Source organism: Rhizobium sp. WYCCWR 11146, from assembly GCF_013591995.1.
Classification (GTDB): domain Bacteria; phylum Pseudomonadota; class Alphaproteobacteria; order Rhizobiales; family Rhizobiaceae; genus Rhizobium; species Rhizobium indicum.
Genome location: NZ_JACCEY010000025.1, coordinates 38,389 through 62,868, shown reverse-complemented (window position 1 = coordinate 62,868; position 24,480 = coordinate 38,389). Strand labels below are relative to the sequence as shown.

22 protein-coding genes and 1 pseudogene are annotated in these 24,480 nt (G+C 59.5%); 17 read left to right on the top strand and 6 right to left on the bottom strand.

Features of this window, described 5'->3' with window-relative positions:
- Window positions 1-264 precede the first annotated feature (264 nt).
- From thrC to HX899_RS24045, 4 genes are read left to right on the top strand one after another with little or no spacing between them, the layout of a single operon-like run.
- Entirely contained in the window at window positions 265-1,689 is a 1,425-nt protein-coding gene (gene thrC, locus HX899_RS24060; RefSeq protein WP_181293587.1) for a threonine synthase, read from the top strand.
- Window positions 1,690-1,692: 3 nt separating this feature from the next.
- The gene (locus HX899_RS24055; RefSeq protein ID WP_026231110.1) at window positions 1,693-2,991 is read left to right on the top strand and encodes a pitrilysin family protein; all 1,299 of its coding nucleotides are present in this window, start codon (window positions 1,693-1,695) and stop codon (window positions 2,989-2,991) included.
- Window positions 2,992-3,020: 29 nt separating this feature from the next.
- Window positions 3,021-3,635 (top strand): GNAT family N-acetyltransferase, encoded by a 615-nt coding sequence (locus tag HX899_RS24050; protein WP_129418199.1) that lies wholly within the window; start codon window positions 3,021-3,023, stop codon window positions 3,633-3,635.
- A complete protein-coding gene (locus tag HX899_RS24045) occupies window positions 3,632-6,544 on the top strand; it encodes a sensor domain-containing phosphodiesterase (protein ID WP_164026254.1) in 2,913 nt (970 codons plus the stop codon). The genes HX899_RS24050 and HX899_RS24045 overlap by 4 nt, the downstream gene beginning before the upstream one ends.
- A 33-nt stretch (window positions 6,545-6,577) precedes the next feature.
- Here HX899_RS24045 and HX899_RS24040 read toward each other — a convergent pair whose 3' ends face one another.
- Window positions 6,578-7,204 carry a bifunctional 2-polyprenyl-6-hydroxyphenol methylase/3-demethylubiquinol 3-O-methyltransferase UbiG gene (locus tag HX899_RS24040; RefSeq protein WP_181293586.1) on the bottom strand — a complete coding sequence of 209 codons (627 nt, stop codon included), beginning with the start codon at window positions 7,202-7,204 and terminating at the stop codon, window positions 6,578-6,580.
- Between the two features lie 368 nt (window positions 7,205-7,572).
- On the opposite strand from HX899_RS24040, the gene HX899_RS24035 reads away from it, so the two are divergent.
- From HX899_RS24035 to HX899_RS24010, 6 genes and pseudogenes are all read left to right on the top strand, one after another.
- Complete coding sequence (locus tag HX899_RS24035) at window positions 7,573-8,310, top strand: hypothetical protein (protein WP_181293585.1); 738 nt, start codon at window positions 7,573-7,575, stop codon at window positions 8,308-8,310.
- A 173-nt stretch (window positions 8,311-8,483) separates the two neighbouring features.
- Window positions 8,484-8,927 carry a hypothetical protein gene (locus tag HX899_RS24030; protein WP_181293584.1) on the top strand — a complete coding sequence of 148 codons (444 nt, stop codon included), beginning with the start codon at window positions 8,484-8,486 and terminating at the stop codon, window positions 8,925-8,927.
- 505 nt (window positions 8,928-9,432) lie between these two features.
- A pseudogene (locus tag HX899_RS35210) lies at window positions 9,433-9,728 on the top strand (tyrosine-type recombinase/integrase); the annotation flags it as partial.
- Window positions 9,729-10,129: 401 nt separating this feature from the next.
- Window positions 10,130-14,470 carry an NACHT domain-containing protein gene (locus HX899_RS24020; RefSeq protein ID WP_181293582.1) on the top strand — a complete coding sequence of 1,447 codons (4,341 nt, stop codon included), beginning with the start codon at window positions 10,130-10,132 and terminating at the stop codon, window positions 14,468-14,470.
- Window positions 14,470-15,927, top strand: coding sequence for a hypothetical protein (locus HX899_RS24015; protein ID WP_181293581.1), 1,458 nt, complete (start codon window positions 14,470-14,472; stop codon window positions 15,925-15,927). The genes HX899_RS24020 and HX899_RS24015 overlap by 1 nt, the downstream gene beginning before the upstream one ends.
- A gap of 321 nt (window positions 15,928-16,248) precedes the next feature.
- Entirely contained in the window at window positions 16,249-16,599 is a 351-nt protein-coding gene (locus HX899_RS24010) for a DUF2200 domain-containing protein (protein WP_077976518.1), read from the top strand.
- An 85-nt stretch (window positions 16,600-16,684) separates the two neighbouring features.
- Here the strand turns inward: HX899_RS24010 and HX899_RS24005 are convergent, their stop codons facing one another.
- A complete protein-coding gene (locus HX899_RS24005) occupies window positions 16,685-17,383 on the bottom strand; it encodes a TetR/AcrR family transcriptional regulator (RefSeq protein WP_181293580.1) in 699 nt (232 codons plus the stop codon).
- A 190-nt stretch (window positions 17,384-17,573) separates the two neighbouring features.
- Between HX899_RS24005 and HX899_RS24000 the strand changes: the two genes are divergently transcribed.
- The 3 genes from HX899_RS24000 (at window position 17,574) to HX899_RS23990 (ending at window position 19,039) form a co-directional block, all read left to right on the top strand.
- Complete coding sequence (locus HX899_RS24000; RefSeq protein ID WP_181293579.1) at window positions 17,574-18,062, top strand: RidA family protein; 489 nt, start codon at window positions 17,574-17,576, stop codon at window positions 18,060-18,062.
- 141 nt (window positions 18,063-18,203) lie between these two features.
- Entirely contained in the window at window positions 18,204-18,629 is a 426-nt protein-coding gene (locus HX899_RS23995) for a hypothetical protein (RefSeq protein ID WP_246697171.1), read from the top strand.
- Between the two features lie 101 nt (window positions 18,630-18,730).
- Window positions 18,731-19,039 carry a Dabb family protein gene (locus tag HX899_RS23990; RefSeq protein ID WP_181293577.1) on the top strand — a complete coding sequence of 103 codons (309 nt, stop codon included), beginning with the start codon at window positions 18,731-18,733 and terminating at the stop codon, window positions 19,037-19,039.
- A 32-nt stretch (window positions 19,040-19,071) separates the two neighbouring features.
- On the opposite strand, the gene HX899_RS23985 is transcribed toward HX899_RS23990, so the two are convergent.
- Genes HX899_RS23985 through HX899_RS35470 form a run of 4 tightly spaced genes read right to left on the bottom strand, consistent with a single transcriptional unit; the run spans window position 19,072 to window position 21,731 of the window.
- Window positions 19,072-19,971: a metal ABC transporter substrate-binding protein gene (locus HX899_RS23985; protein WP_062944981.1), complete on the bottom strand. Its 900-nt coding sequence runs from the start codon at window positions 19,969-19,971 to the stop codon at window positions 19,072-19,074.
- Between the two features lie 16 nt (window positions 19,972-19,987).
- Entirely contained in the window at window positions 19,988-20,860 is an 873-nt protein-coding gene (locus tag HX899_RS23980; RefSeq protein ID WP_181293576.1) for a metal ABC transporter permease, read from the bottom strand.
- A complete protein-coding gene (locus HX899_RS23975; RefSeq protein WP_138328791.1) occupies window positions 20,857-21,606 on the bottom strand; it encodes a metal ABC transporter ATP-binding protein in 750 nt (249 codons plus the stop codon). The genes HX899_RS23980 and HX899_RS23975 overlap by 4 nt, the downstream gene beginning before the upstream one ends.
- Window positions 21,603-21,731 (bottom strand): hypothetical protein, encoded by a 129-nt coding sequence (locus HX899_RS35470; protein WP_003557119.1) that lies wholly within the window; start codon window positions 21,729-21,731, stop codon window positions 21,603-21,605. Before HX899_RS35470 ends, HX899_RS23975 begins: the two co-directional genes overlap by 4 nt.
- Window positions 21,732-22,135: 404 nt before the next feature.
- Here HX899_RS35470 and HX899_RS23970 point away from each other — a divergent pair, with 404 nt between their 5' ends.
- The 4 genes from HX899_RS23970 to HX899_RS23955 all read left to right on the top strand — a co-directional run bounded on the left by HX899_RS23970 (window position 22,136) and on the right by HX899_RS23955 (window position 24,436).
- Window positions 22,136-22,723: a TetR/AcrR family transcriptional regulator gene (locus HX899_RS23970; RefSeq protein ID WP_181293575.1), complete on the top strand. Its 588-nt coding sequence runs from the start codon at window positions 22,136-22,138 to the stop codon at window positions 22,721-22,723.
- Between the two features lie 110 nt (window positions 22,724-22,833).
- Window positions 22,834-23,568, top strand: coding sequence for an SDR family oxidoreductase (locus HX899_RS23965; protein ID WP_138328794.1), 735 nt, complete (start codon window positions 22,834-22,836; stop codon window positions 23,566-23,568).
- A gap of 95 nt (window positions 23,569-23,663) precedes the next feature.
- Window positions 23,664-24,053, top strand: coding sequence for a nuclear transport factor 2 family protein (locus tag HX899_RS23960; protein WP_181293574.1), 390 nt, complete (start codon window positions 23,664-23,666; stop codon window positions 24,051-24,053).
- A gap of 11 nt (window positions 24,054-24,064) precedes the next feature.
- On the top strand, window positions 24,065-24,436 hold the full coding sequence (locus tag HX899_RS23955; protein ID WP_181293573.1) for a DoxX family protein: 372 nt from the start codon (window positions 24,065-24,067) through the stop codon (window positions 24,434-24,436).
- Window positions 24,437-24,480 lie beyond the last annotated feature (44 nt).

Sequence of the window (24,480 nt, the reverse complement as noted above, 5' to 3'; positions counted from 1 at the left end):
TTCCATCCCTTGTATAAGCGCTTCTTGGAGGCCCCATGTCTTTTCCGCGGGGCCTTTCACGACGGTTTGCGATGGTCTATATCAGCGGCGCAAACAAAAATCGATTGGGTAAGCGCCGTTTTGATGCACTTTTCGACGCCGGATGCGGGCAACTTCAACAAGATACCTGAAATGGCACGCCGGCAGGACGGCCCCTTCACGCTTTCCGGCGAATCTCGCCACCACCGCGCCCAGCCAGACTTCCTCCAGCAATAAGATCAAAGGATGACGAACGTGGATTATATCTCGACCCGCGGCGAGGCCCCTGCCCTCGGCTTTTGCGAGGCCCTTTTGACCGGGCTGGCGCGCGACGGCGGGCTCTATGTTCCGCGCAAATGGCCGAGCTTTTCCAAGAAGGAGATCCGGGCGCTCAGGGGCAAGACCTATCAGGAGGTCGCCTTCACCATCCTGTCGCCCTTTACCAATGGCGAGATCCCCGACGACACGTTCCGGGCGATGATCGACGAGGCCTACGGCACCTTCCGCCATCCGGCGATCGCGCCGCTCGTCCAGACCGGGCCGAACAGCTTCGTCATGGAGCTCTTCCACGGCACGACGCTCGCCTTCAAGGATGTGGCGATGCAACTGCTCGCCCGGCTGATGGACTATGCGCTGGAAAAACGCGGCGAGCGGGCGACGATCGTCGGCGCCACCTCGGGCGACACCGGCGGAGCAGCGATCGACGCCTTTGCCGGCCGGGAGCGTACCGACATCTTCATCCTCTTCCCGCATGGCAAGGTCTCGCCGGTGCAACAGCGGCAGATGACGACCTCGTCGTCACCAAACGTGCATGCGCTTGCCGTCGAGGGCAATTTCGACGACTGCCAGAACCTCGTGAAAGCGATGTTCAACGACGTGGCCTTCCGCGACAGGGTCAGGCTATCAGGCGTCAACTCGATCAACTGGGCCCGCATCATGGCCCAGATCGTCTATTATTTCACGGCGGCGGTGGCGCTCGGCGGACCGGACCGGAAGATCTCATTCACGGTGCCGACCGGCAATTTCGGCGATATCTTCGCCGGCTACTGCGCCAAACGCATGGGCCTGCCGATCGACCGGCTGGTGATCGCCACCAACGAGAACGACATCCTGGCGCGGACGCTGAAGACCGGCCGCTACGACATGAAGGCGGTCAAGGCGACGAGTTCGCCGTCGATGGACATCCAGATCTCCTCGAACTTCGAGCGGCTGCTGTTCGAAGCCTATGACCGCGACGCCTCGAAGGTGCGCGCGGCGATGGAAAGCCTCAAGCAATCCAACGGCTTCGAGATTGGCGAGCAGGCGCTGAAGGCGATCCGCCGTGACTTCCGCGCCGGGCGCGCCAGCGAGAAGCAGGTCGCCGAGACGATCCGCAAGACCCATGCCGAGACCGGTTATCTGCTGGATCCGCATTCGGCGATCGGCGTCTTCGTCGCTGCCAAGAAAGAAAAGCCGAATACGCCGATGGTGACGCTTTCGACCGCGCATCCGGCGAAATTCCCCGTCGCCGTAAAATCCGCCTGCGGTATTGACCCGGCGCTTCCGACGTGGCTTGCTGATCTGATGCAAAGGGAGGAGCGTTTCCAGATCATCAAACCGGAGCTGAAAGCCGTTGAGACCTTTATCGGCAAGCACGCCCGCGGCGAGACGACAGCAGGCGCAGAAAGATAGCCAATGACAGTTGAGTGCACCCGGCTGAAATCCGGGCTGACAGTAGTCACAGAGACCATGCCGCATCTTGAAAGCGTTGCGCTCGGAGTCTGGATCAAATCGGGATCGCGTAACGAGACGGACAACGAGCACGGCATCGCTCACCTGCTCGAACACATGGCCTTCAAGGGCACGGCGCGCCGCACGGCCCGCCAGATTGCCGAGGAAATCGAGGATGTCGGCGGCGAAGTCAATGCCGCGACCTCGACCGAGACGACCTCCTATTACGCCCGCGTGCTCAAGGACTACGTACCGCTCGCCGTCGATATCCTCGCCGACATCCTGACGGAATCGGCCTTCGAAGAAGAGGAGCTGGAGCGCGAGAAGCAGGTGATCCTGCAGGAGATCAACGCCGCCAACGACACGCCCGACGACGTGGTGTTCGACCGGTTCTCCGAGGTCGCCTATCGCGACCAGACGCTCGGCCGGGCGATCCTCGGCACGCCGGAGACCGTCGTCTCCTTCACGCCGCAGCAGATCCGTGGCTATCTCAGCCGCAACTACACGACCGACCGCATGTTCGTGGTCGCCACCGGCGCCGTCGAGCATGACGAATTCCTGCGCATGGTCGAGGATCGTTTCGCCAGCCTGCCGACGGCCCCTTCCGCGCCGCCCGTCATGGAACCGGCGCGTTATATCGGCGGCAGCGTGCGCGAACCGCGCGACCTGATGGACGCGCAGATCCTGCTCGGCTTCGAAGGCAAGCCCTACCACGCCCGCGATTTCTATTGCTCGCAGATCCTCGCCAATATCCTTGGCGGCGGCATGTCCTCCAGGCTCTTCCAGGAGGTGCGCGAGTTCCGCGGCCTCTGTTATTCGGTCTATGCCTTCCACTGGGGATTTTCCGACACCGGCATCTTCGGCATTCATGCCGCGACCGGCGGTGAAAACCTGCCGGAGCTGGTGCCCGTCATCATCGACGAGCTGCACAAGTCGGCCGATCAGATCCACCAGAAGGAAATCGAGCGCGCCCGCGCCCAGATCCGCGCCCAGCTGTTGATGGGTGCCGAAAGCCCGGCTGCCCGCGCCGGCCAGATCGCCAGGCAGATGATGCTTTACGGCCGGCCGATCTCCAATCCGGAGATGATGGAGCGGCTGGAAGGCATCACCATCGAGCGGCTGACCGACCTTGCCGGCCGGCTGTTTTATGACACGGTGCCGACGCTTTCGGCGATCGGTCCGTTGGAACAGCTCGCGCCGATGGAAGACATCACCGCCTCGCTTTCGGTCCCGGCGTCGAAGACGCTGCAGGCAAGCCGCTGAGCCGACGTCCGTCCTGCCGGGAGTGATCGATGCCAAAATCGGTTTTTCGGTTCCTGCACCGGCAGCCGGAAGCGGTGGAGCTGGAGAGCGACAGATATTTCCTGCGCCTACCGCGCTACCAGGATTTCAACCAGTGGCACCGGCTGCGCGCCGAAAGCCGCAAGTTCCTGGAACCCTGGGAGCCGACCTGGCGGCGCGACGAGCTGACGGAGGGCGCCTACCGCGCCCGCGTCGTCCGCGGCAAGCAGGAATATGCCTCGGGCCAGGCGGTGCCGCTGTTCATTTTCCTGAAAGGCGACATGACGCTCGTCGGCGGCGTCACCATCGGCTACATCAGAAGAGGTGCGGCACAAAGCTGCATGATCGGCTACTGGATGGGCGAACGCCATGCCGGCCAGGGGCATATGTTCGCCGCCCTGCAATTGGTTATTCCTTACATCTTCGCCGGGCTTGAGTTGCACCGTATCGAAGCAGCCTGTATTCCAGATAACGCGCGCAGCATCCGTCTGCTTGAAAAAGCCGGGTTTCAGCAGGAAGGCTATCTGCGCGGATATTTAAAGATCAACGGTCAGTGGCATGACCATGTGATGTTTTCACGTCTCGCCACCGATACGGATAAAGGCAGGAAAACCGACAGCCGATGACAAGAGACCGCATGCTGCCCAAGTCACCGTCCGGACGAGTGATCGCGGTGATCGCAGCCCTTTTTCTGGCGGCCTTCGCCTTCGTGGCGGGCGTTGCCCAGGCGGCCGAACCGGTAAAAATTTCCCGTGACGATACCGCGCTCGACCTGACGGCGACGACCGAGATCTACGCCAACCAGGGCGAGGCCTTCCAGGTTTCGACGGCGGCCGGCGCCGACGGCATCCGCCGTCGCATCGAGGTCAGGGCAAGCTCGGAGAATCATCAGGGCGACTGGGCGGTGTTTGCGCTCGCCAACGTCTCCGAAGAACAGCTCGAACGCGTCATCGTCGCCCCGCATTTCCGTCTGGTCAATTCCAAGCTCTTCTGGCCGGATCTCGGCTCGCAGCGCATCAGCGCGATTACGCCGAGCGAAGGCTTCGCGCTCGATCGGCAGCCGAGCGACGAGGCCGACGTCTTCCGCATCACGCTGAACCCCGGCGCCGTCATCACCTTCGTCGCCGAGCTGTCGACGCCGGAACTGCCGCAGATCTATCTCTGGGAACCGAACGCCTACAAGGATACGATCAACGCCTTCACGCTCTATCGCGGCATCGTGCTCGGCATTGCCGGCCTGCTCGCCGTGTTCCTGACCATCCTCTTCGTCGTCAAGGGCACCTCGATGCTGCCGGCGACGGCGGCACTCGCCTGGGCGGTGCTCGGCTATATCTGCGTCGATTTCGGTTTCCTCGGCAAGCTGATCAGCGTCGCCTCGGCCGACCAGCGAATATGGCGCGCCTGCGCTGAGGTGGCGCTGGCGTCGAGTTTCGTCATCTTCCTCTTCACCTATCTCAACCTCAACCGCTGGCATGCGCATCTCGGCTACGCCACGCTTGCCTGGGTGCTCGGCCTTGCCCTGCTCTTCGGCGTGGCGATCTACGATCCGTCGATCGCCGCCGGCATCGCCAGGCTGTCCTTCGCGCTGACGGCGACGATGGGGCTGCTGCTGATCATCTATCTCGGCTTCAACCGCTACGACCGCGCCATCCTGCTAGTGCCGGCCTGGGCGCTGATCCTGGTCTGGCTGTTCGGGGCTTGGCTGACGGTCACCGGACGGCTCGACAACGACATCATCCAGCCCGCACTCGGCGGCGGCCTAGTGCTCATCGTGCTGCTGATCGGCTTCACCGTCATGCAGCACGCTTTTGCCGGCGGCGCCTACCAGCAGGGGCTGTTTTCCGATCTGGAGCGGCAATCGCTGGCGCTGACCGGCTCCGGCGACATGGTGTGGGATTGGGACGTGGCGCGCGACCGCGTCGTCACCATTCCCGATGTCTCGATCAAGCTCGGCCTATCGCCGGGCGCCATGCATGGCGCGGCGCGCAACTGGTTGCCGCGGCTGCATCCCGACGACCGCGACCGCTTCCGCGCCACGCTCGACGTGCTGCTCGAACACCGGCGCGGGCGGCTGAACCACGAGTTCCGCATCCGCGCCGAGGACGGGCATTTCCACTGGTTGCTGATCCGGGCCCGGCCGGTGCTCGGCTCGAACGGCGAAATCATCCGCTGCGTCGGCACGATCGTCGACGTGACCGAACAGAAGAATTCCGTCGAACGGCTGCTGCACGATGCGCTGCACGACAATCTGACCGGTCTTCCGAACCGCCAGGTCTTCCTCGACCGGCTGCAGTCGGTGCTGGCACTGGCGCCGGGCGGCGATACGCTGCGCCCGACGGTGATGGTGATCGACATCGACCGCTACAAGCTGGTCAATGATTCGCTCGGCGTTGCCGCCGGCGACAATATTCTCATCGCGCTGACACGGCGCCTGCGCCGGCTCTTGAAACCGCAGGACACGCTGGCGCGGCTTGCCGGCGATCAGTTTGGCCTCATCCTGGTGTCCGAGCACAATCCGGCCAAGGTCGCCGATTTCGCCGATGCGATCAGCAAGGCGATCATGGTGCCGATCAATTTCGCGAATCGCGAGATCATCCTGACGGCCTCGGTCGGCCTTGCCTCCTGGGTTGACCGGCAAGAGAGCGCCACCGGCCTGCTCAGCGATGCGGAGCTTGCGATGTACCGGGCAAAACGGGCCGGCGGCAACCGCGTCGAGCCGTTCCAGCCGGCCTTCCGCGATTTCGGCACCGACCGGCTGCAGCTGGAAACGGATCTGCGCCGCGCCATCGAGCGCAAGGAATTGTCGATGGTCTACCAGCCGATCGCCAGGCTGGAGGATGTCGAGGTCGCCGGGTTCGAAGCGCTGATGCGCTGGGAACATCCCAAACGCGGCAATATCCCGCCATCCGAATTCATTCCGATCGCCGAGGCCTCCGATCTTATCGGCCCGCTCGGCATGTTCGCGCTGGAACAGGCGACCAACGATCTGATGAGCTGGCAGCACCAGACCGGCGAATTGCCGATCTTCGTCTCGATCAATTTGTCGAGCGTGCAGTTGCTCAACAACGAGCTCTATGACGACGTGCGTTCGGTTCTCGCCAAGACGCATTGCCAGCCCTCGCGCCTCAAGCTCGAACTGACGGAATCCATGGTGATGGAAAATCCGGAACAGGCCCGGCTGGTGCTGCAGAAGCTGAAGGAAGCCGGCATCGGCCTGGCGCTCGACGATTTCGGCACCGGATATTCGTCGCTCGCTTATCTCACCCGCTTCCCCTTCGACACGATCAAGCTCGACAAGGCCTTGGTGCGTGACAGCAGCGACAAGAAGGCAACCGTGCTCCGGTCGGTGATCGCGATGGCGCGCGAGCTTGACATGAAGGTGGTGGCAGAGGGGATCGAATCCAACGAGGATGCGATCGAACTCGCCAAGATGGGCTGCAACTACGGCCAAAGCTACCTTTTCGGCCCGCCGATCCCTTCGGAATCGGTGCTGCGGCTGCTTCGCGACCGCTTTCCGCTGACGAAACGGGCTTGAGCGGAGCGGCCATTCCCGCAAGTTCTATGTGCGTTACGCCCGACTCGCCCGAACGCTCAGCCACTGATCATGGGGTTTTCCGACGCACCGACGTACCTCGCTGACGATCCAGCCGGCGTCTGTGAGTGCGGACCGCAGGGCAAACTCGCGCCAGTACGTCTCGACGTAGCGCCGGGGCGCTGCAGCACTGCCGTGTGTGGACACATCCTCGCCTTCGCCCTCTCTTACCGAGGCGTGCAATCGGCCACCGGTCCGGGTCGCCTCGGCAAGCCGTCCAAGCACCGTGCCGAAATCCTCGCGCGCGACATGAATCAGGCAGGCACAGGCCCAGATCCCGTCGTACGGCGTGCCGGGACGCTGCGGGTCGGCCAAGTCATCGGTCAGCGGGTCCAACAGGTCGGCTTCGAAGCCACTTTCACGAAGCAGTTCGACGAAACCCTTTGCAATGTCGGTGCGCCGGACGCTCATTCCCCGCTTCTCAAGCTCAAGTGCATCTCGCCCGCCACCGCTTCCGATCTCCAGCACCCTGCCCGAGCCGCCCAGTTCGGTCACGAACGCATCGATCTCAGTCGCGACCCATTCGGGCATCGCCGCGGCCTCGGCAGCGTACTCCGCCGCGACCGTGTCATAGGACCGCACGGTATCCAGGTCGGTGCTCATCCTAGCGTTCCTCCTTCAAGACAAGAGGCCTATGAGCGAGAGGCCCATCAGCCCGTTGCGCCCTTCACACTTCGGCAGTTGGTGACATCGCGGGCGATTTGCTTCCGAGCTTTAGCAGAAATGCGGTCAGAGACACCACCGACCGAGCAATGCTGCCGGGCGGCAATGCGCCTCAATTCTGCCGTTCAGCAGGCCACGCCCCTCATCCAAAACCGGTCATTCCTCCTGAACCCGGAAGGCACATCACCCAAAACCGATGGGGAGAAGCTTGTGGCTGTTCTCAAACGCTCGGGAATCTGGATCCTGTAGGGCTCGCGTATATGATCCAGCAGAGTAGATGATTCGTGACTGCAACGGGGGCGTGAGGCATGGCAAGGGACAATGCAGTATCGAAAGCCATCTATGCTCGCCACATTCGGCTTTACCGACTGCTCAATGATGCGTGGATATTCACGGAGCTGCTGCGGCCCGACCTTAAACAGCGGGCGGAACTGCTCCGGAGTTCGAAGAGCAAGGTCAAACGGTCGTACCAAGTGCCAAAGCGCGGTGGCACCTCAATCAGTAAGCGGCGCGACGAAGATATCGGCCTGGTCTTCTCCGCCCAGCATGAGCGGGGCATTTTCGAGACAAACATCGTCTCGCTGGTATCGCGTACCGAGGCATTCATTCAGGATAGCCTCGCTATCGTGGCGACAGCCTACCCCAAGAAACTGTCAGTTCTCGCCGACAGGGGCGGCATACCACTCGAGCTATTTTTAGAGCATGAGGAGCGCGAGGATGTGATCCGGCGCTTCGTCGCCATGAAGTGTGAAGGGCTGATGTTCGGCAAGCCCTCAGAATATCTCGACAAGGCGGCCAAAGTGTTGACGATCGAGCTGGATGTCAATCTGGTGAAGGCATTTATCGAAATAAAGGCTTCAAGAGACATCATTATCCATAACAGCGGTCGCATCAACAACCTTTATGTCGAGAAGGCTAGCGAACAGCGCCGCGGCGAGGACGGCGAGGAACTGGTCATCGATCGGGACTATTTTCGGCACGTCATCGTGACACTCAAAAAGCTATCGGGCGAAATTCAGTCGAAGACCGAGGAAAAGTACAAGTAGCGGAGATCGCCGCTGGTGAGCGGGGGGCGTCATCATAATGGCGACCTAATAGATCTTGAGCCGACTAGGGAATCCATAGGCTCCGATGTCGCGTGTGGTTGTTACGTCCTGTGACTTGCCGACAAGAGCGAAACGGCCTCTTCGCACGCTGAACAGACACCGCCGACTGCCAAATGGTGGACAGCTTCAGTAACGTGGCTACGGCCTGGAGCTATGGCCAGATTATCGTTCTGCCTAGAATATTCTCGATTCCGGCGACGCCTCTTTCTTGGCCGGATCTGTGGAAGGTTCCATTGATCAACGATGATGAAGTCAGAAGCGAGTTTGCGCGGGTGTTTGACCATGCGCTGGACGACCTTGTACGTGACCGGATGGGTGGGCTGATCGAGGAACCGGACATCACCTCGCGCATTGGTCAGCGGCTCGAAGACCAACTCAATGGCAAGGTGTTGCACGGCTACCGTGTCGGCGTCATTACCGAGACCATTACTTCGCACGGCAGTAAGAGCCTCGAGAAGCCTATGGGTACGGACCTTTACTTCGCCATATCGGTGGAGAATCAGCTGGGCCACACAACAACCAAAGGGGTGCTCGTCCAGGCCAAACGGCAAGACTAAGTCAATTGGCGCGAACTTACCGAACAATGCCGTCGCATGAACATGATCACAAAGAAGGGGTCGGTCGTGTGGATCTATACCGCGGCCGGCATCGACGTTGTCCGGTCGGTGGATGTGCCGAAACGCAGTTCACCTACTTTCAGTCTCGACAAGCTCTTGACCGAGTATTCGCTTGCGAGTTGGGTGATCGCCGAAAGGTGCCGAATGGAGAATTTGGCAATCGCGGGGAGCTGAAGGCGATGATCGAAACGCTCGGCGCTAAGAAACGCTGTATGGCTCGATCTCGAACAGGAGTAGCCCTATCCATGAGCCTGGATATCCGCTGTCAACTTGAGGCCACCAGAAGCCGCCAGTCCCAACCCGGCCCCCTCTATGGATATGGAATTTGCGCGTTCTTCCAACGGCCAATGGTGGCCTAAGGAGAACCGGAATGGGTATCGCACAATATGATCCCGCCGCACTGGGCTGACCGACTTGAGACTGGACGTCGGTTCGCAATTAGACTGAGGTCAGGGCAAGCCTGCTTGCCTGGTTGAGCGGAGGGGAGGAACGGTCGATGACTATGCCTTTCCCAGCCGGGTCGATCGAGCCAATTATCTTAGTACTTGCTAATATTCACGGCTGGTTGACGAGTGGGTTACCGCAATCGGTCTAAGACGCGAAAACCATGGAACACACTCGCTTCGACGCACGAAGGCCGCGATGATAAACAAGGCGGCGGGCAATCTTCGTGCAATCCAGATCCTGCTCGGAGATACCAAGATCGAGAACACTGTGAAGTACCTTGGGGTCGACATATAGAATGCGCTGGAATTGGCGGAGCATATGGAGATCAAAAAACACGGCCTCGCGCCGAGCGGGCCGTACCTCCACAGAAGCAGCACGCGCCTTCTTCCTGGCCATTGAGCCGCCGACCGCTGTGCTGCAAACCGGACATTACTCCGCAATAGAGCCGGTCGTGCCGCAGGCAGACTATACCCCCATCATGTCTCCAGTGATCGCGCCAAAGTTGCTGAGGTGCCTCTGACAGTCCGGTTTTCTCCGTTCGTTTTTCGTCGAGAGGCGGGCACAAGGCTTCTCAAGTCGCAGACGTGATCCAACGCTACCCACCTTCAGTATCAAACTGCCTTAAAACTGTCGTTGATATGAAATCATCAATAGACAATGGTTGTTTGTCGGCAACCTCTCAATGATCAAGATTCTTGTCTGAGCTATCAATAAAAAACGCAGCGATAACGCGCACTGGATACGATTATCAGGACCTAATCGGGATTGAGGTCCTGATCGAGTACTATCGCGATCCGGATAAATACGAATGGGTGCAACTGGAATCGGAAGACAGCGAGTTCGGCGCGCTGGAGGACGTAGTGGCCGCATTGCCGGACGGAACGTTCGAACTAGCCCAGGTCAAATTCACGCCGCGACCCGATATCTACCCGCTCAATTGGGAATGGCTTCTTGAAAAGAAGCCCAAGGGTACGTCTCGTCTTCAAAAGTGGGCAGCGTCCCTGCAGGCGCTGACCCTTAAAGGCAAAGTGAAATCCGCTTGCCTTAGAACAAACCGGCGGCCGGACGTCGAGTTCGCAAAATCGCTCCGCAACACGTTTATCGATCTCGATGCCATGGACGCCTCGGTGAGAACGAAGATCGAGGGGCAGCTTGGCGGGGCCGACGAGACCTCGAGCTTTTTCACCAACTTTGAATTCAAGCATTCGGAGAAAATGATTGATCGGTTGGAGGCCACCCTCCGTGGCCGACTGGTACCGTCATCTACGAATAGCGAAGGTTGGCTGCTTCTCCTTCATCAGGCAAGGCGATGGGCATCGCTACGAAACGAACCGCAGCCCGACGGAAGAATCACGCACAAGCATCTCACGCAGATCATTTCCCGAAACAGACCCCAGCCTATTTCGCAGGATTTTCGCATTCCTCCCGGATATGAGCCGCCCAGTCTGCAGTTCCATGAGGACCTCATGAAGCGTGTGGCCGATCGGCCAGGCATTTGGGTGCTCTGGGGTTCACCCGGCCGCGGAAAGAGCACGTATCTCAGCTACGCAGTGGATCAATTGCGTGAGCACGACATCCCTACAATACGGCACCATTACTTCTTATCGCTGGCCGATAGTGGTGATCGAAACTACTTCGCGGACATCGCGTCCTCGTTGATGGACCAGATGGTCGTTCACTACGGCGAGGCTGTGAAGGGCCTCGAGGAGGCTCCTACCGAGCTGAGAAAATGGGTGGAGGCCTGTGGCGCACATTTTGCGACGCAAGCGAAGCCGTTTGTCGTCGTTATTGACGGGCTCGACCACGTAGCCAGGGAATATGCAGATCTCGGTCAAATGAATCAGCTATTTAACGCACTTCTTCCTTGCCCGCCCAACGTCACGGTGCTGGTCGGTACGCAGAAGGTTGCTGACTCCCACCTTCCTTTTCGGCTGGTGCAACATTCTGTCGACGAGTCGTGGATCGAAGTCCCGTCGATGGACCGCGATGCTGTTCATCGTTGGGTCATCATGCAGCATAAAGCCGGGCGTGTTCTGCTGAGCGACGTACGTTCAAACCGCGCCGAGCAACACGAGCTCGGCTCGATTGGAGACGCATTCTACGGCATCTCGATGGGCCACCCGCTGCATTTGATATATTCGTTCGAAGCGATGGTTCGAGGAGGTCTCGCATTCGATGCCGAAGAGATCCAACGGCTTCCAAGTTGTCCTGAGGGCGATATCAGAAAGTACTATGCGGGATTGTGGCGCGAATTGTCCCCTTCCGCCAAGCAGACCATTCACGCAATAGCCGGTTCCGGCTTCAGATGGACCGAAGACGGGTTGCGAAGATGCTTTGGTCCCATTGAGGAGATTGACCATCTCCTTGAATTTCAGCGCTCTGGCGTCGCCCCGTTCCATGGAAGCTTGCTAGCCTTTGCTATCGAGCGGAGTGACCATTCCGCGTCGTTCAAAGCTCTCCTGCCCAGAATCGAAGCGTGGCTTAAGAACGATGCTCCCAAGTTTCAGAGATGGGGATGGCTATGGATCATTCAGGCATTGAATGGGAATAAACAGGATCTGCTCAATGCAACGACGCGCCAGTGGGCTGTCGACTCACTCGTTGAAGGATGGCCGCCCGAGCAGATTGTAGAAATTCTCTCGCACGCCGAGGAATTGGCTTTCTCGTGCGACGACTTCGTCCGCACAACCGAACTCCGCGCTCTCAAAACACGGGTCGAGAACGGACCGGAGTTTCAGGTTCAAAATTTTGGACAGTTCTGCGAGGTTGCCATACGGACCGCCTCGAACCTTGAAAGTGTCGTCTTTTCGGCAGACCAACTTGGCTCATTGGGCTCCGACGAAATAGTCACTCTAGTTAAGACGGCGCCCGATCGCTCATCCGACATCATCGAGGATGCTTTCGAGGAGCTGCGACGCCGTTTAAATCTTTGGATCGAGCTACGCCATCGCCCTGATGGTGACTTCGAGCTCTTGGTCCGCCACTTCCTTGAAGTCGCAGCGATTTATCCGCAGACCGACGTGACCCGCGCAATCAGGTTTCTAAAGGGATTTCGGGTAGATGGAAGCCGCAGTAGCTCCTTCAGGACTTTTGTAGCTTTCCTTCGCAGAGAAAAAAGGAGCGATCTTCTCATTCAGGCGGCGAAGGTACTCAAGGGCGAGAAGGATCTTTCCTGGCGTCTGCACATTGAAGATGCTCTCGTGATCGTCGCATCGACAACGGGGCAAGATGTCTCCAAGGCGTACGCTCCGCGCTCCCAGGTCAGCCCACTTCTATCTTGCTGGGGCCATTTCCATAAGTCGACTGATAAACAGCGCCGTACAAGCCTTCCGGATCCGTTGGCTTCCATCCGCAAAGAGCACGAGTACGGACGTAATCCAGTCGCCGAGAATTACTTCGTTTCCGTGTTCTTCACCGCACTCGCGAACAGCCTTCATGGCCACGAGGTCGGCGGTACGGCCCCCGATGGGTGGGCAGGGGAAGCATTTCAGAACCTAACAAACTTGGCAAAGGACGTTGCTGCGGGCCGCGCGCAGTTGTCATTTGCTGCGCCCTATTACGCGACATGCCGCATTGAGCCGGTTCGCAACGACCGTGCCACCAACCCGGAAGGCACGCAGTACTTCTCCTTCGTTCATGCACTCCGGGAGATCGCAATTGGCTTGCATGCGATCAAAACCCCGGCGGGTCGTACCCTAACAGTGTCCTCCGATGAAATGCGCACGGCTCGCTCCTCGAAACACTGGAATGAGGATTCGTGGATGGCCGCTCAGATCGAGAGCGGCCTTGCCCTGCTAGAACCCTCAATGGCGCAGCTTGCGTTGGATGCCGCGGTTGCGGTGGAAGCTCAGTCGATCGTCGAATCCAACCAACGAGCAGATCGGTGGATCGAGCTTGCAAGGTATGCACTTCTGTATGAGTTGCCGGCAACGTCACTTCTGGCACGAGCCGCCAACTGTCTCATTGGTTATGGATGGCGAAAGGATTCATGGATTTACGGCGTCCTGGATAGCATCGAGGACGTCCACCACGGCGGCGCAGATGTCATGCCGCTGCTAGAGAAGATCGTCCCGATCACTGAGAAGATTACTGAGTTCACCGATGGCAAAGGCACCAACCACGCGAGGGTCGCCCTGATCGAGATGGTTGCTCGTATCAGCCCCGGGCGTCTCATTCGGTTTTACTCGCACCACATTGCGAACGACGACCATCATCTTGCGGAAGTCGCCCTCCAGAAACACATCGAGCTAACTGACTTCGCAGCGCCCGACTCACGTGCACTTGCAAGAGCATTGGTCGAGTTCAGTGACCTGGCGACGCTTGCGAAGCGCACCGATGCCGCAGGTCAGGCCGCCACGAACCAGCAGATTCGATTGCTCGGTGGAACGCCCGCCGATCACACGTATCATTCGACGGACAGCAACTCCGATTTGCAGAGAATCGCTGCTCCGGATGCGACGAAATACAAAGTAACTGAGTTTGACAAATTGATTGCGGATTTGTCGGACTACCGAATTGGCTACGAAGAACAACGAGCGGCGGCGAAGCGTTGGCTGCATCACTGGAATGTTAAGGGTCGCGCAATGCAAGCTCTCAAGGCAATTCGCGGATATCTCGACGCTACACGTACAAGTCATTCCAGCAGCATTGCCGAGGAGCTACTCAATGATGCTTTTGGAGTCAGTCTCGGCGTGGAGGACCGTGAGGAGTCGTATCGTTGGCTGGTGCGCGCCCATGTTGCCCGGCACGGTTGGCAATCGAATTGGACTTCTGAGACAGAGATTATTCGTCGACTTGAGGCCGCCGCAAAGCACTTCCCGGAAAAATGGAAGGAGTACATTCACGACACTTCTGATCAAGCTCCCTATTGGGAACGCGCAGGCTTCTCATTTGCAATTGGTTATCGCTACCTGGTGCGCTTTCTGCTTCTCGTCGGGCAGAAGGAACTCGCTTTAGATCTAACGAAAAACTTCGTCGAAATTCTGGTCGCCGAGGTTTCAGACCAGCCGATCCCTCCGTGCCCGTGGTTTCAGTGATGGATTCGGCACATTTTCTTCTTGAACGCCTCAATTGGCCCGTTCGCTTTGCGAGGCTGCAAGCTGCGCGTGAATACGCAAATTTGCTGGCTGACGCGTCTTTCGGAGCGGTCGCGCTTCAGATCTACCTGACCTGGCTTTCGGAGCGTCAAAGCGAAAACGAGGTTTGCTCGGGGCTTGCTGTCCTGCTCGCCGCGAGCACAAACTACCTTCCGGGCATTGACGTCCTTTCGCAGAATCTACCACGCCCGTCCATACTCGCCGATTACATGCTCAAAGAGATCTATGGGCCGGCTGCTCCTGGCGACAGTTGGGCCTCACACCATTCGGGTCGAGCGCCTCCTTCCTTCGAACCTGGCGAGTATTTCTTGCGTCATCAAGGAGATCAAATACCTCCGTCGCTCGGCGCGGAACTTCTCCGGCTAGAACAGTTGTCCGGTCTACCCTTCTTGAAACAGTGGGCCTTTGAATGGGAGCACACGAAAACCTCGACGAACGCACCTCTTTCGGGATTTCCGTACCATTTCCTAGAGGCGGCGTTGGAGCGATCTGGCGTGTCAGCCCAGCTCGATCAACGTCAAGGCGACATCTATCGGTCGGCCTATCTGCGGACACTGCATTGCGCGGTCGATACTTGGCGCATGCCTTTGGAAGTGGCCTCCGAGGCAGCGACCAAGTGCTTGCCGCTCAATCGCGGTCTAGTCGACATCGGACCAGTTGATCGCCCCCACTGGCTCGGAGAACTCCCCGATGAGTGCGCTCCCGACGATGCATCGCTCGAGCCTATCATCAAAGAGATTCTGAAGGCAGCGATGAAATCTGACGGCTTAGTTCCAGTCCATTTGAGGACGCCACTTTCATTGAAAATCTCGGAATTTTCCTCTTTGACGCTGTCATGCGCGCTCCTAAGCGAAGACTTTGTACCCGTCCCTGATATGGACATTGCAGATCTCCGGTCATCAGCTTGGGATCTTCCCACTGGATCGCTTTTTGCAGGTCAGCCACGCCGACTCGGAGCCGATGACTACGCCCGGCCGACCTCGCAGGGTACACGACTGCCTTTTTGCGTCGACATTTTCCCGTTCCCTTTCGGCTATTGGATGGGCGATCTATTTCACCTCGGTTTAAGCCTACCAGCAAGCTATGTATTCGATGAGCCAATTTCTTATCACTGCAGAGGCGGTGGAATTCTCACAGAGGTGAATGGTCAACTAATTGGACGCTGGACGACTTGGAACGATCACTGGACTTACCTTTATCCAAAGGGCGGCAACACGCGCTGCGGTTCCGTTAGTGAAATGCGGCCCGTCGACATAATTACCGCCGCGGATCGTTTTGGGCTGAAGGTGGGGTGGACAGCCGACATCAAAATTTGGCTTCGAGAAAAAAGTTACGATGAGCTTAAGCTAATCCAAAAGAGCACTTTTTTTTTCGATGACGGCGAGATTGTTCGCTGAATAATCGTCGAGAAGGGTTCGGGAGCGCCTAAGCCTGTAATTACCCGTGAAGAAGCAGCGAAGCGGCTGCCGTTGATAACTTGATCTATTCGGCGGATGTATGGCTGCAATTGTGCTTTCACGGCCCAAAATCTGCCTCTACCCAAGCCGAGCCGATTCCCGTTGGTGCAATCCGGTCGAAGACGCGCGGCGCTGTGGAGATGCCGCCTTTGCACTGATCTGCTTCGCGGCCGCGGAAGCTTGCCCATTGTCGGCCACTTGTTGAGGTCTTGAAGTCAGCTATCTCAAGCCGGAAAATATCTGGAATGTTGAGGAGCAGGCATGACGAAGCATCGCATCTATTCCATCAGCGTCGCGAGCGTCTATCCCCACTATGTCGCCAAGGCAGAGAAGAAGGGGCGCACGAAGACAGAGGTCGATGAAATCATCTGTTGGCTGACGGGCCATAGCCAGCAGAGCCTGGACGATCAGTTGGCTGAGAAGACCAACTTCGAGGATTTCTTTGCGCAAGCACCGCAGATGAATCCCTCCCGATCTTTGATTACAGGCGTGATCTGCGGTGTCCGCGTGGAAGACATCCAGGAAACGACGATGCGGGAAATCCGCTATCTGGACAAATTGATCGACGAACTGGCCAAGGGGAAAGCGATGGAGAAAATCCTGCGGAAATAGGCGGGGAACCGTGTCGCGGCAGTGCGCGATCACCCACGGTACGCGCGCAGAATCCGGCACCGTCCCGTCCAGGAATGACGAATGTTCACCGTCGCGGAGCAAGACCATCGAGCAGGAAGTCGAGGCCCTTCCTGAAAGCGCCGTCCCAATCATTATCCAGCAGCAGACGGGAGCGTTCGATCGTCGGATAGTGTTGGCTGAGACCTGTCAGGCGCTGCTGCGCGGCCGCTCTGTCGTCGTCCGAGAGATCGAAGTTCGCCCGGGTGATGGTCGCGCCGATCACATAATTCCAGAGCGACCAGATCGCGACGTTCAAATCCGCATCAGTGACACCGGCTCCGGACAAGGTCTTGCTCAACAGTTCCAGGCGAATGAGGATGTTCGGGCCGAGCGCCCGGCGCGGCAGCAGCGATGCCGACCAGGGATGGCGCAGCATGCTGGCGCGCCAGTCTTCGAGCATATGCACGACGTTCCCGCGCCAGTCTCGAGACTCGACGATCTCAGACGGTCCGCGATATTCGAGCACCGAATCCAGCGCCAGATCGAAGACCTCCTCCTTGTTGCCGACATGCCAATAGAGGCTCATCGCGCCCGAGCCGAGGCGATCGGCCAGCCGACGCATCTTCAATCCATCGACGCCCTCGGCGTCCAGCAGTTCCACCGCGGTCGCCACGATCCGCTCGAGGGAAAGAGGCGGCTCACTGCGCGGCTCCTGCCCGGACTGGGGTGACGCACCTCTCCGCCCAGACCCTTTGCTCTCAGCACCGCTGCGTTTGGCTGACATTCGTCTTCCTTACCGATCAGACGTCGATCTAAGCCGACAATGCTGGGAATGTCGATGCTGACCGATTGACTCGTACGCGGTACGATGCAATTTAATCGTACCGCGTACGAGCCGTGTCATAGGCGATAAAACTTCATCTTGCAGGCCATGAGGCTCCGTCGCTCGCAGCCCTGAGAGCCAGGAGAAAGTCATGTCACGCGCAATCAAGCATCTCACTATCGGAGGACTCATCATCATGACCATTAGCGTTCCCACCGCGACAACAGCCAATGAAGACGATCTCAGACTGACGATCGTCAATCCGAAAAACCTCTACGACCCCTCACCGAATGGCTACAGCACGGCGGTGATCGTGCCGCGCCAAGGCCGGCTGGCCTATATCTCCGGACAGGGCGGCCAGGATAGCACAGGAGCCTTGTCACCCGACTTCGCCGTCCAGGTGAAGCAGGCCTATGCGAATTTGCGCACCGCCCTCGATGCGCTCGGCGCAAAGCCGGATCAGGTAGCCAAGCTGACGGTCTTCGTGGTCGATCACGATATGTCCAAGCTCGAGGTGCTGACCAGGAACGTCAAGGACATGTTCGGCGTAGCATTGCCGGCGCAGACGCTGATTCCCGTTCCCAAGCTTGCCATCGACCCCATGCTCTTCGAGGTCGAAGCCGTCGTCATTCTGGAATAGAGCGGCGCCGGATCGACATAATTTCGGATTTTCCCGGTGGCGCGCCAACATCCGCTTGGCGCGCACCCTTCCCTTTTGTGAGTGGCCATTGACCAACGGCCTGCGATGTGCGTCTCTCATTGCTTGCACAAGGAAAATCCCATGCTCAAGTTTCTGCTCGCCCTCTCGATGGGTGTTTTTTGCGTCTCGCCGCTTCAGGCCGGCGACGTCACTCCCGTTACCCAGAGCTGCCAGCCGGGGGCAAAACAGGCGCAATGCGAGCGATGGGTCACGGATATTAAGAAAGCCGTCGCGCTGGCCTATAAAGGCGACCACGGGGCGCAGAGAACCATTGCCTTCTGCCTGTCCACCGGTTGCCACGGTGCCGTCGCCATCGATAAGGTCGCCTCCTGCAGCTGGCATCTCGTTATCGCCAATTCCGGTTCCACGACAGTGCTCGATAGTTCCAACACCCGGAACACCTGCCGGCCGATGACGGCGGCCGAGAAAGACGAATCCCGCGCGCTGGCGAGCGATCTCGTCCAGAGGATCTACAAGCGGCCCATGGTTAAGACCGACCAGATGTAATCTGGCCGGCTTACGGCGCAACGCCTGCGTGAAAATAAATCTCATTGCTCTCCCGGCTTTCGCCGCTATTCTCCAGCCAAAGAAAATCGGGAGGACCACTGATGATCCTGCACTGCGTATTCCTGCGGCTGAAGACCGCGGTGACGGCGGACGACAAGCAGTCGCTGTTTGCGGCGATCGTCGCCCTGAAACAGCTCATTCCCGGCATATTGGATATCAAATACGGGCCGAATGTTTCGCCCGAGGGTTTGCATGGCGGCTTCATCGACGGTTTTGCCGTGACCTTTGAAAGCGCCGAGGCGCGCGACGCCTATCTCATCCATCCCGAGCATGTGACCGTGGGCGAGCGCATCGTCTCGTCGACGGATGGAGGCCTTGCCGGCATCCTGGTCTTCGACCTTAATTTGTGAGGGCCGCAGGATAACCTGCAGCCCTCGATTCCTCAGCTCGATTTCGCCATGGCGGCGGCGAGCTGGTCGACATTATACTTGAACATCTTCTCGTAGGTCGGCGCCGGCCCCTTGGCGTCGGACAGCGATTCGACATAGAGCTCGCCGCCGGGCTCGGCACCGGTTGCCTTGGCGACCTGCTTGACCAGGCGCGGATCGTTCGAATTTTCGAAGAAATAGGCCTTCACGTGCTCGCCCTTGATCTGTTCGATCAGCTTGGCGACGTCGGCGGCCGAGGCCTCGCTTTCGGTGGACAGACCGAGCGGCGCCAGGAAGCTGACATTATATTCGCGGCCGAAATAACCGAAGGCATCATGGCTGGTCAGCACCTTGCGGCGATCGTCGGCCACCTTGTCGAATTTCGCATGGGCGTAGGCGTTCAGCTCGTCCAACGTCCTGGTGTACTTCTCGGCATTGGCCTTGAAGGCGGCGGCGTCCGTGGGATCGGCCGATGACAGCGCCTTTTCGATATTGGCGACCCAGATCTTGACGTTGACGGGGCTGTTCCAGACGTGCGGATCGGTGATTTTTTCGCCGTCCTCTTCCATGGTGCGGGTGTTGATGCCTTCGGAAACGGTGACCGGCTTGCCCTTATAGCCCGAGGCGGTGATCAGCCGGTCCATCCAGCCTTCCAGCCCCTCGCCGCTGACGAAGGTGACTTGAGCGGCGTTCAAATTCTTCGCGTCGGCCGGCGACGGCTCGAATTCGTGGGGATCGCCGTTCGGCCCGACGAGGCTCGTTACCTTTACATGCTCGCCGCCGACCTGTTTGACGACATCGGCAAGCACGGTGAAGGACGCCACAACCTTCAGCGTTTCGGCGGAAGCGGGCACGGCCGACAGCGCCATCAAAGCGGGGATTGCTGCGGAGAGAAGCAGTCTGTGCGGTGTCATCGAAGTCTCCTTGGGATCAGCCCTTCAAATGCGGGCGGGGAAAGAAGCGCCTGGCCAGGCCGGAAGGCGCGAAAAAGATGGAGAAGGCGTAGAGCAACGCCGCCGTCATGATGATCGTCGGGCCGGAGGCGAGTTCGAGATGGTAGGAGGCGATCAGCCCGAGATAACCGGAGGCGGCCGCACTGACCGCTGCTATCGCCATCATCACCGGCAGACTGCGCGACCAGAGCTGGGCGACGGCTGCCGGCAGCATCATCAGGCCGACCGCCATCAGCGTGCCGAGCGCCTGGAAGCTGGCGACGAGGTTCAGCACCACGAGCAGCAGGAAGAGCACGTGATAGACCGGCCCGCGCCCGCCGACGGCGCGCAGAAAACCCGGATCGAAACATTCGGCCACCAGCGGCCGGTAGATGAAGGCGAGGATGACGAGGGTCAGCGAGGTGATCGCGCCGATCAGATAAAGGGCGGGCGCATCGATCGCCAGGATGGTGCCGAAGAGCACATGCAGGAGATCGATATTCGAGCCGCGCAGCGAGACGATCAGCACGCCGAGCGCCAGCGATGCGAGATAGAAGCTGGCAAAGCTCGCATCCTCCTGCAGCACGGTCATCCGGCTGACGGCGCCTGATAGTAGCGCCACCGACAGGCCGGCGATGAGACCGCCGAGGCCCATCGCCGTCAGCGACAGCGAGCCGGCGACGAGGTAACCGATGGCCGCCCCCGGCAGCACGGCATGGCTCATCGCGTCGCCCATCAGGCTCATGCGCCGCAGCATCAGGAAGACGCCGATCGGGCCGGAGCCGAGCCCAAGGCAGAGACAGGCGATGAGCGCCCGGCGCATGAAACCATAATCGGCAAAGGGTGCGAGGAAGAGATCGTAGGCCGTCATGCCGCCGGCGCCTCTTCGGGTGCGCAGGCATTCGCATCTTCGTCCCAGCGCTCGGCCATGGCGCGAGCCTTCAGGAGATTGACTGAGGACATGACGTCTGCGGTCGCACCCCAGCCGACAAGCTCGCGGGCGAGCAGCAGGGTTTGCGGGAAATGGGCGCGAACCAGCTCGAAATCGTGCAGCACGGCGATCACCGTGCGGCCCTCGCCATGCCAGCGGGTGACGATATCGACGAGGTCCCTGGTGGTGCGGGCATCGATTGCCGTAAACGGCTCGTCGAGCAGGATGATGCCGGCATCCTGCAGCAGCAGGCGGGCAAAGAGCACGCGCTGGAACTGGCCGGCCGACAGCGACCCGACATGGCGCCGGCCGAAGCCTTCAAGCCCGACGGCGGAGAGCGCCTCGCCTGCCCTCTTCACCTCGTCCGGCGCGATGCGGCCGAAGGCGCCCGTCTTCTTCCAGGCGCCGAGCATGACGGTGTCGATGACCGAGATCGGAAAGCGCCGGTCGATCTCGGCCGCCTGCGGGAGATAACCGAATTCCGCCCGCCCCAGCCGATGCTCGACCCTGCCTTCGGCCGGGCGAAGCTCCCCCATGATCGCCTTCAGCAGCGTCGACTTGCCCGCCCCATTCGGCCCGGCGATTGCCGTCAGGCTGCCTGAGGCGAAGGCGCCGGAGACATGATGGACGGCGGGGTGCCTGTTATAGGCGACGGTCAGATTCTCGAGACGGATCAGCGGCGTCATGGCAAGAGAACCGCCCAGTGGATCGCCAGCCAGAGCACGGCAATGACCAGCGCCATGCCGATTACCCTTGAAAAAGCCGACTGTCCCAGCAGGCTGACGGAGGGGCGGTCGGGGCTCGGGGGCATGGCGCATCCTACAATGTAATAACATTACGGTTATGTTATAACGAATGCGGCGAGATTGAGGCGAGGCCCGGCAGTTGCTCACACAATTGAAAAGCGCGACAAACGGCCGCTCTTTATCTGTCAGGATGCTCGCAGATGCAGCGCTCCGCTGTCCTTGCTCCAGAAGCCACCCCACCCTCCGTCTTCCTCGGGCTTGACCCGAGGATCCACTCTCGTTTCCATCGGGACCGGGCATGGATCCCAGGCTCAAGGCCTGGGATGACGGAGGCTGGGGGCACGTTTCCGCCAAACTCCCCCGCCGGCGCAGCGGATGCTCACGTCGCGCCCAAGCGGAAGTCGTCGCTGGACGACAAATGGCATGATGTGTCAAAAGAAGCCCGCCGCATGTCAGCGTGGAGACAATCTTGGGACTTCGGGAAGATAAGAAGGATCGCACGCGAGCGCAGCTGCTCGAGGCGGCGTTGGACCTGATCCACAAGCGCGGATTCGAAGAAACGACCGTCGCCGATATCGCTGCCGCCGTCAGCGTTTCGCCCCGCACCCTGCTTCGCTATTTCCCGACAAAGGAGGATGTGATCGTCAGCTGGGTGCAGGATGGCATGACGATCATCCGTGCTGAACTGACGGAGCGGCTCGCCTCGGAGCCGCCGGTTGTCGCACTTCTTGCTGCCGCGCGGGCGATGCTTACGGCTTTCGATGAAAGGTCGCGTTTCTTTCTCGCCATCGAGACGGCAATCCGCTCCAACAGGAGCATTTCTGCGCGAAAAGAACAGATGATCGCCGAACTGATCGACGAAATCGCCCATATTCTCGCCTCGCCGGACAGGCGGTCTCCGCTCCCTGACGTTGTCGCCTATACGGTCGCGGGGACGGTTTTCGCGCTCATCCGGGCATCGATAAACAGTTGGGTGGACGGCGGAGCGGCAATGTCACTTGTCGATCTCTTCGATCGCGCCGCCGGTATCCTTCACTTCGAACAAAATGTCACTTAGTGTCATTTGTCGTTGACAGACATAATTTCCTATGCAATTTCACAATGCGTTGCTGAGTAACGTCATTGCAAACAGCCTCGCCCTGCGAGCGCGCCTGCTTGGGAGATAGAATGTCCACACATCAAAAGATCGCGCTCGTCACCGGCGCCACCCGCGGCCTTGGCTTTGAAACGGCTCGCCAGCTCGGCCGGGAGGGCGTCTTCGTCCTTCTCGGCGCACGCGATCTTGCAACCGGGCAGGCAAAGGCCGAAGCATTGCGTGCGGAGGGGTTGGCGGTCGAGGCGATCGAGATCGATCTCAATCGCCCTGATACGATCGACGCTGCCGCATCGTCGATCGGCGAGCGGTTCGGCAGGCTCGACATCCTGATCAACAATGCGGGAATCCTGCTGCTCGACACCGACGATTTCCCCAGCGTGGCCTCCGTCGAAACCCTACGCGAATCCTATGAGGTCAATTTCATCGGAATGGTGATCGTGACCCAGAAACTGTTGCCGCTGATCCGCAAGGCGGTCAGCGGGCGCATCGTCAACCTTTCCAGCAGCGTGGGTTCGCTTTGGTGGACGGGCGATGCGAACAATCCCTCCCCCGATGTCAAATGGCTTGGCTATGCCGCCTCCAAGGCGGCGGTCAACATGCTGACCGTGCAGCTTGCCCTTGAGTTGAAAGATACGCCGATCAAGGTCAACGCTGTCTGCCCCGGCTATGTCATGACCGAATTGAACAGAGGCGGCGGCTACATCACCATCGAAGACGGCGTTCGCGCCCCGGTCAAATATGCTTTGCTTGACGATGCCGGACCGACCGGCCAGTTTTTCAACACAGACGGCCCGATCAACTGGTGATGGCCCTCGGCCTGACGCCTGGACAGTCCGGCGTGCGCAGGACCGTTCAGCGATACCGAATCTTGCACCCCACTCCCTTTCAAGGACCATGAAAAATGAAACCAACGGCGGATGACATCGTCGAGATCAACCAGATCCTCTCGCTCTGGGCACACCTCGTCGACAATCATGCGTGGGACAGGTTCGGTGACGTCTTTACCGAGGATGCGCATTTCGACTCGAGCGTTTTCGGGTTTGCTCCGGCCACGGGCATCGCAGCGATCTGCCATATGGCCAGCCAGGACGGCCATGCGAAGGCCCATCACACGACGAATGTCTACGTTCAGGAAGGCGCGGGCAACGAACTCGTCGCCGTCTCGAAGGGGCTCGGCCTGTTGTCGAACGGGGCAGTGGCGAGCGTGACCTATACCGACCGGCTGCGGCGGACGCCGGAGGGCTGGCGTCTGGCGAGCCGCATTCTCGCGCTGCAAGCGCCATCACATTGAGGTCACGCCCTATGTCTCTCGTCAACCTGTCCCTAGCAAACGTCATTGCCTGGCTGCTTGCAGCTTTCTTCTTCGTCGGCGCCTATGGCAACACCTTCGTCAGCCCCGAAATTGCCGCGGACTACGCCCGGTGGGGCTATCCGGAAAGCTTCCACTATCTGACCGCCATCTGCGAATTCACCACAGCGGTCATGCTCATCTTCAAACCACTCCGCCTCCACGGTTCCGTGCTTGGAAGTGCGGTAATGCTGGCGGCTGTGGGTACGGTTCTGTTCCATGGCGAATATACGCACGCAATTCCGCCCTTGGTGGTCCTCGGCCTTTGTGGGCTCGTCGCTCTTCTGACGGTTCGACGGAGAGGATCGCAGTCGCTTCCATCCTAGCTTCGAATGGAGTCTCGACCATCCGAGTCCGCTTGTGGCGCATT

Bases quoted from the DNA above. Each gene is read 5' to 3' on its own strand.
- HX899_RS24045 (WP_164026254.1), top strand. From the start codon at position 3,632: ATGACAAGAGACCGCATGCTGCCCAAGTCACCGTCCGGACGAGTGATC.
- HX899_RS24030 (WP_181293584.1), top strand. From the start codon at position 8,484: ATGGTGGACAGCTTCAGTAACGTGGCTACGGCCTGGAGCTATGGCCAG.
- HX899_RS24015 (WP_181293581.1), top strand. From the start codon at position 14,470: ATGGATTCGGCACATTTTCTTCTTGAACGCCTCAATTGGCCCGTTCGC.
- HX899_RS24035 (WP_181293585.1), top strand. From the start codon at position 7,573: ATGGCAAGGGACAATGCAGTATCGAAAGCCATCTATGCTCGCCACATT.
- HX899_RS24050 (WP_129418199.1), top strand. From the start codon at position 3,021: ATGCCAAAATCGGTTTTTCGGTTCCTGCACCGGCAGCCGGAAGCGGTG.
- HX899_RS23990 (WP_181293577.1), top strand. From the start codon at position 18,731: ATGATCCTGCACTGCGTATTCCTGCGGCTGAAGACCGCGGTGACGGCG.
- HX899_RS23980 (WP_181293576.1), bottom strand. From the start codon at position 20,860: ATGACGGCCTACGATCTCTTCCTCGCACCCTTTGCCGATTATGGTTTC.
- thrC (WP_181293587.1), top strand. From the start codon at position 265: ATGACGAACGTGGATTATATCTCGACCCGCGGCGAGGCCCCTGCCCTC.
- HX899_RS24005 (WP_181293580.1), bottom strand. From the start codon at position 17,383: ATGTCAGCCAAACGCAGCGGTGCTGAGAGCAAAGGGTCTGGGCGGAGA.
- HX899_RS24010 (WP_077976518.1), top strand. From the start codon at position 16,249: ATGACGAAGCATCGCATCTATTCCATCAGCGTCGCGAGCGTCTATCCC.
- HX899_RS23995 (WP_246697171.1), top strand. From the start codon at position 18,204: ATGCTCAAGTTTCTGCTCGCCCTCTCGATGGGTGTTTTTTGCGTCTCG.
- HX899_RS24040 (WP_181293586.1), bottom strand. From the start codon at position 7,204: ATGAGCACCGACCTGGATACCGTGCGGTCCTATGACACGGTCGCGGCG.
- HX899_RS23965 (WP_138328794.1), top strand. From the start codon at position 22,834: ATGTCCACACATCAAAAGATCGCGCTCGTCACCGGCGCCACCCGCGGC.
- HX899_RS35470 (WP_003557119.1), bottom strand. From the start codon at position 21,731: ATGCCCCCGAGCCCCGACCGCCCCTCCGTCAGCCTGCTGGGACAGTCG.
- HX899_RS24055 (WP_026231110.1), top strand. From the start codon at position 1,693: ATGACAGTTGAGTGCACCCGGCTGAAATCCGGGCTGACAGTAGTCACA.
- HX899_RS23975 (WP_138328791.1), bottom strand. From the start codon at position 21,606: ATGACGCCGCTGATCCGTCTCGAGAATCTGACCGTCGCCTATAACAGG.
- HX899_RS24000 (WP_181293579.1), top strand. From the start codon at position 17,574: ATGTCACGCGCAATCAAGCATCTCACTATCGGAGGACTCATCATCATG.
- HX899_RS23985 (WP_062944981.1), bottom strand. From the start codon at position 19,971: ATGACACCGCACAGACTGCTTCTCTCCGCAGCAATCCCCGCTTTGATG.
- HX899_RS23960 (WP_181293574.1), top strand. From the start codon at position 23,664: ATGAAACCAACGGCGGATGACATCGTCGAGATCAACCAGATCCTCTCG.
- HX899_RS23955 (WP_181293573.1), top strand. From the start codon at position 24,065: ATGTCTCTCGTCAACCTGTCCCTAGCAAACGTCATTGCCTGGCTGCTT.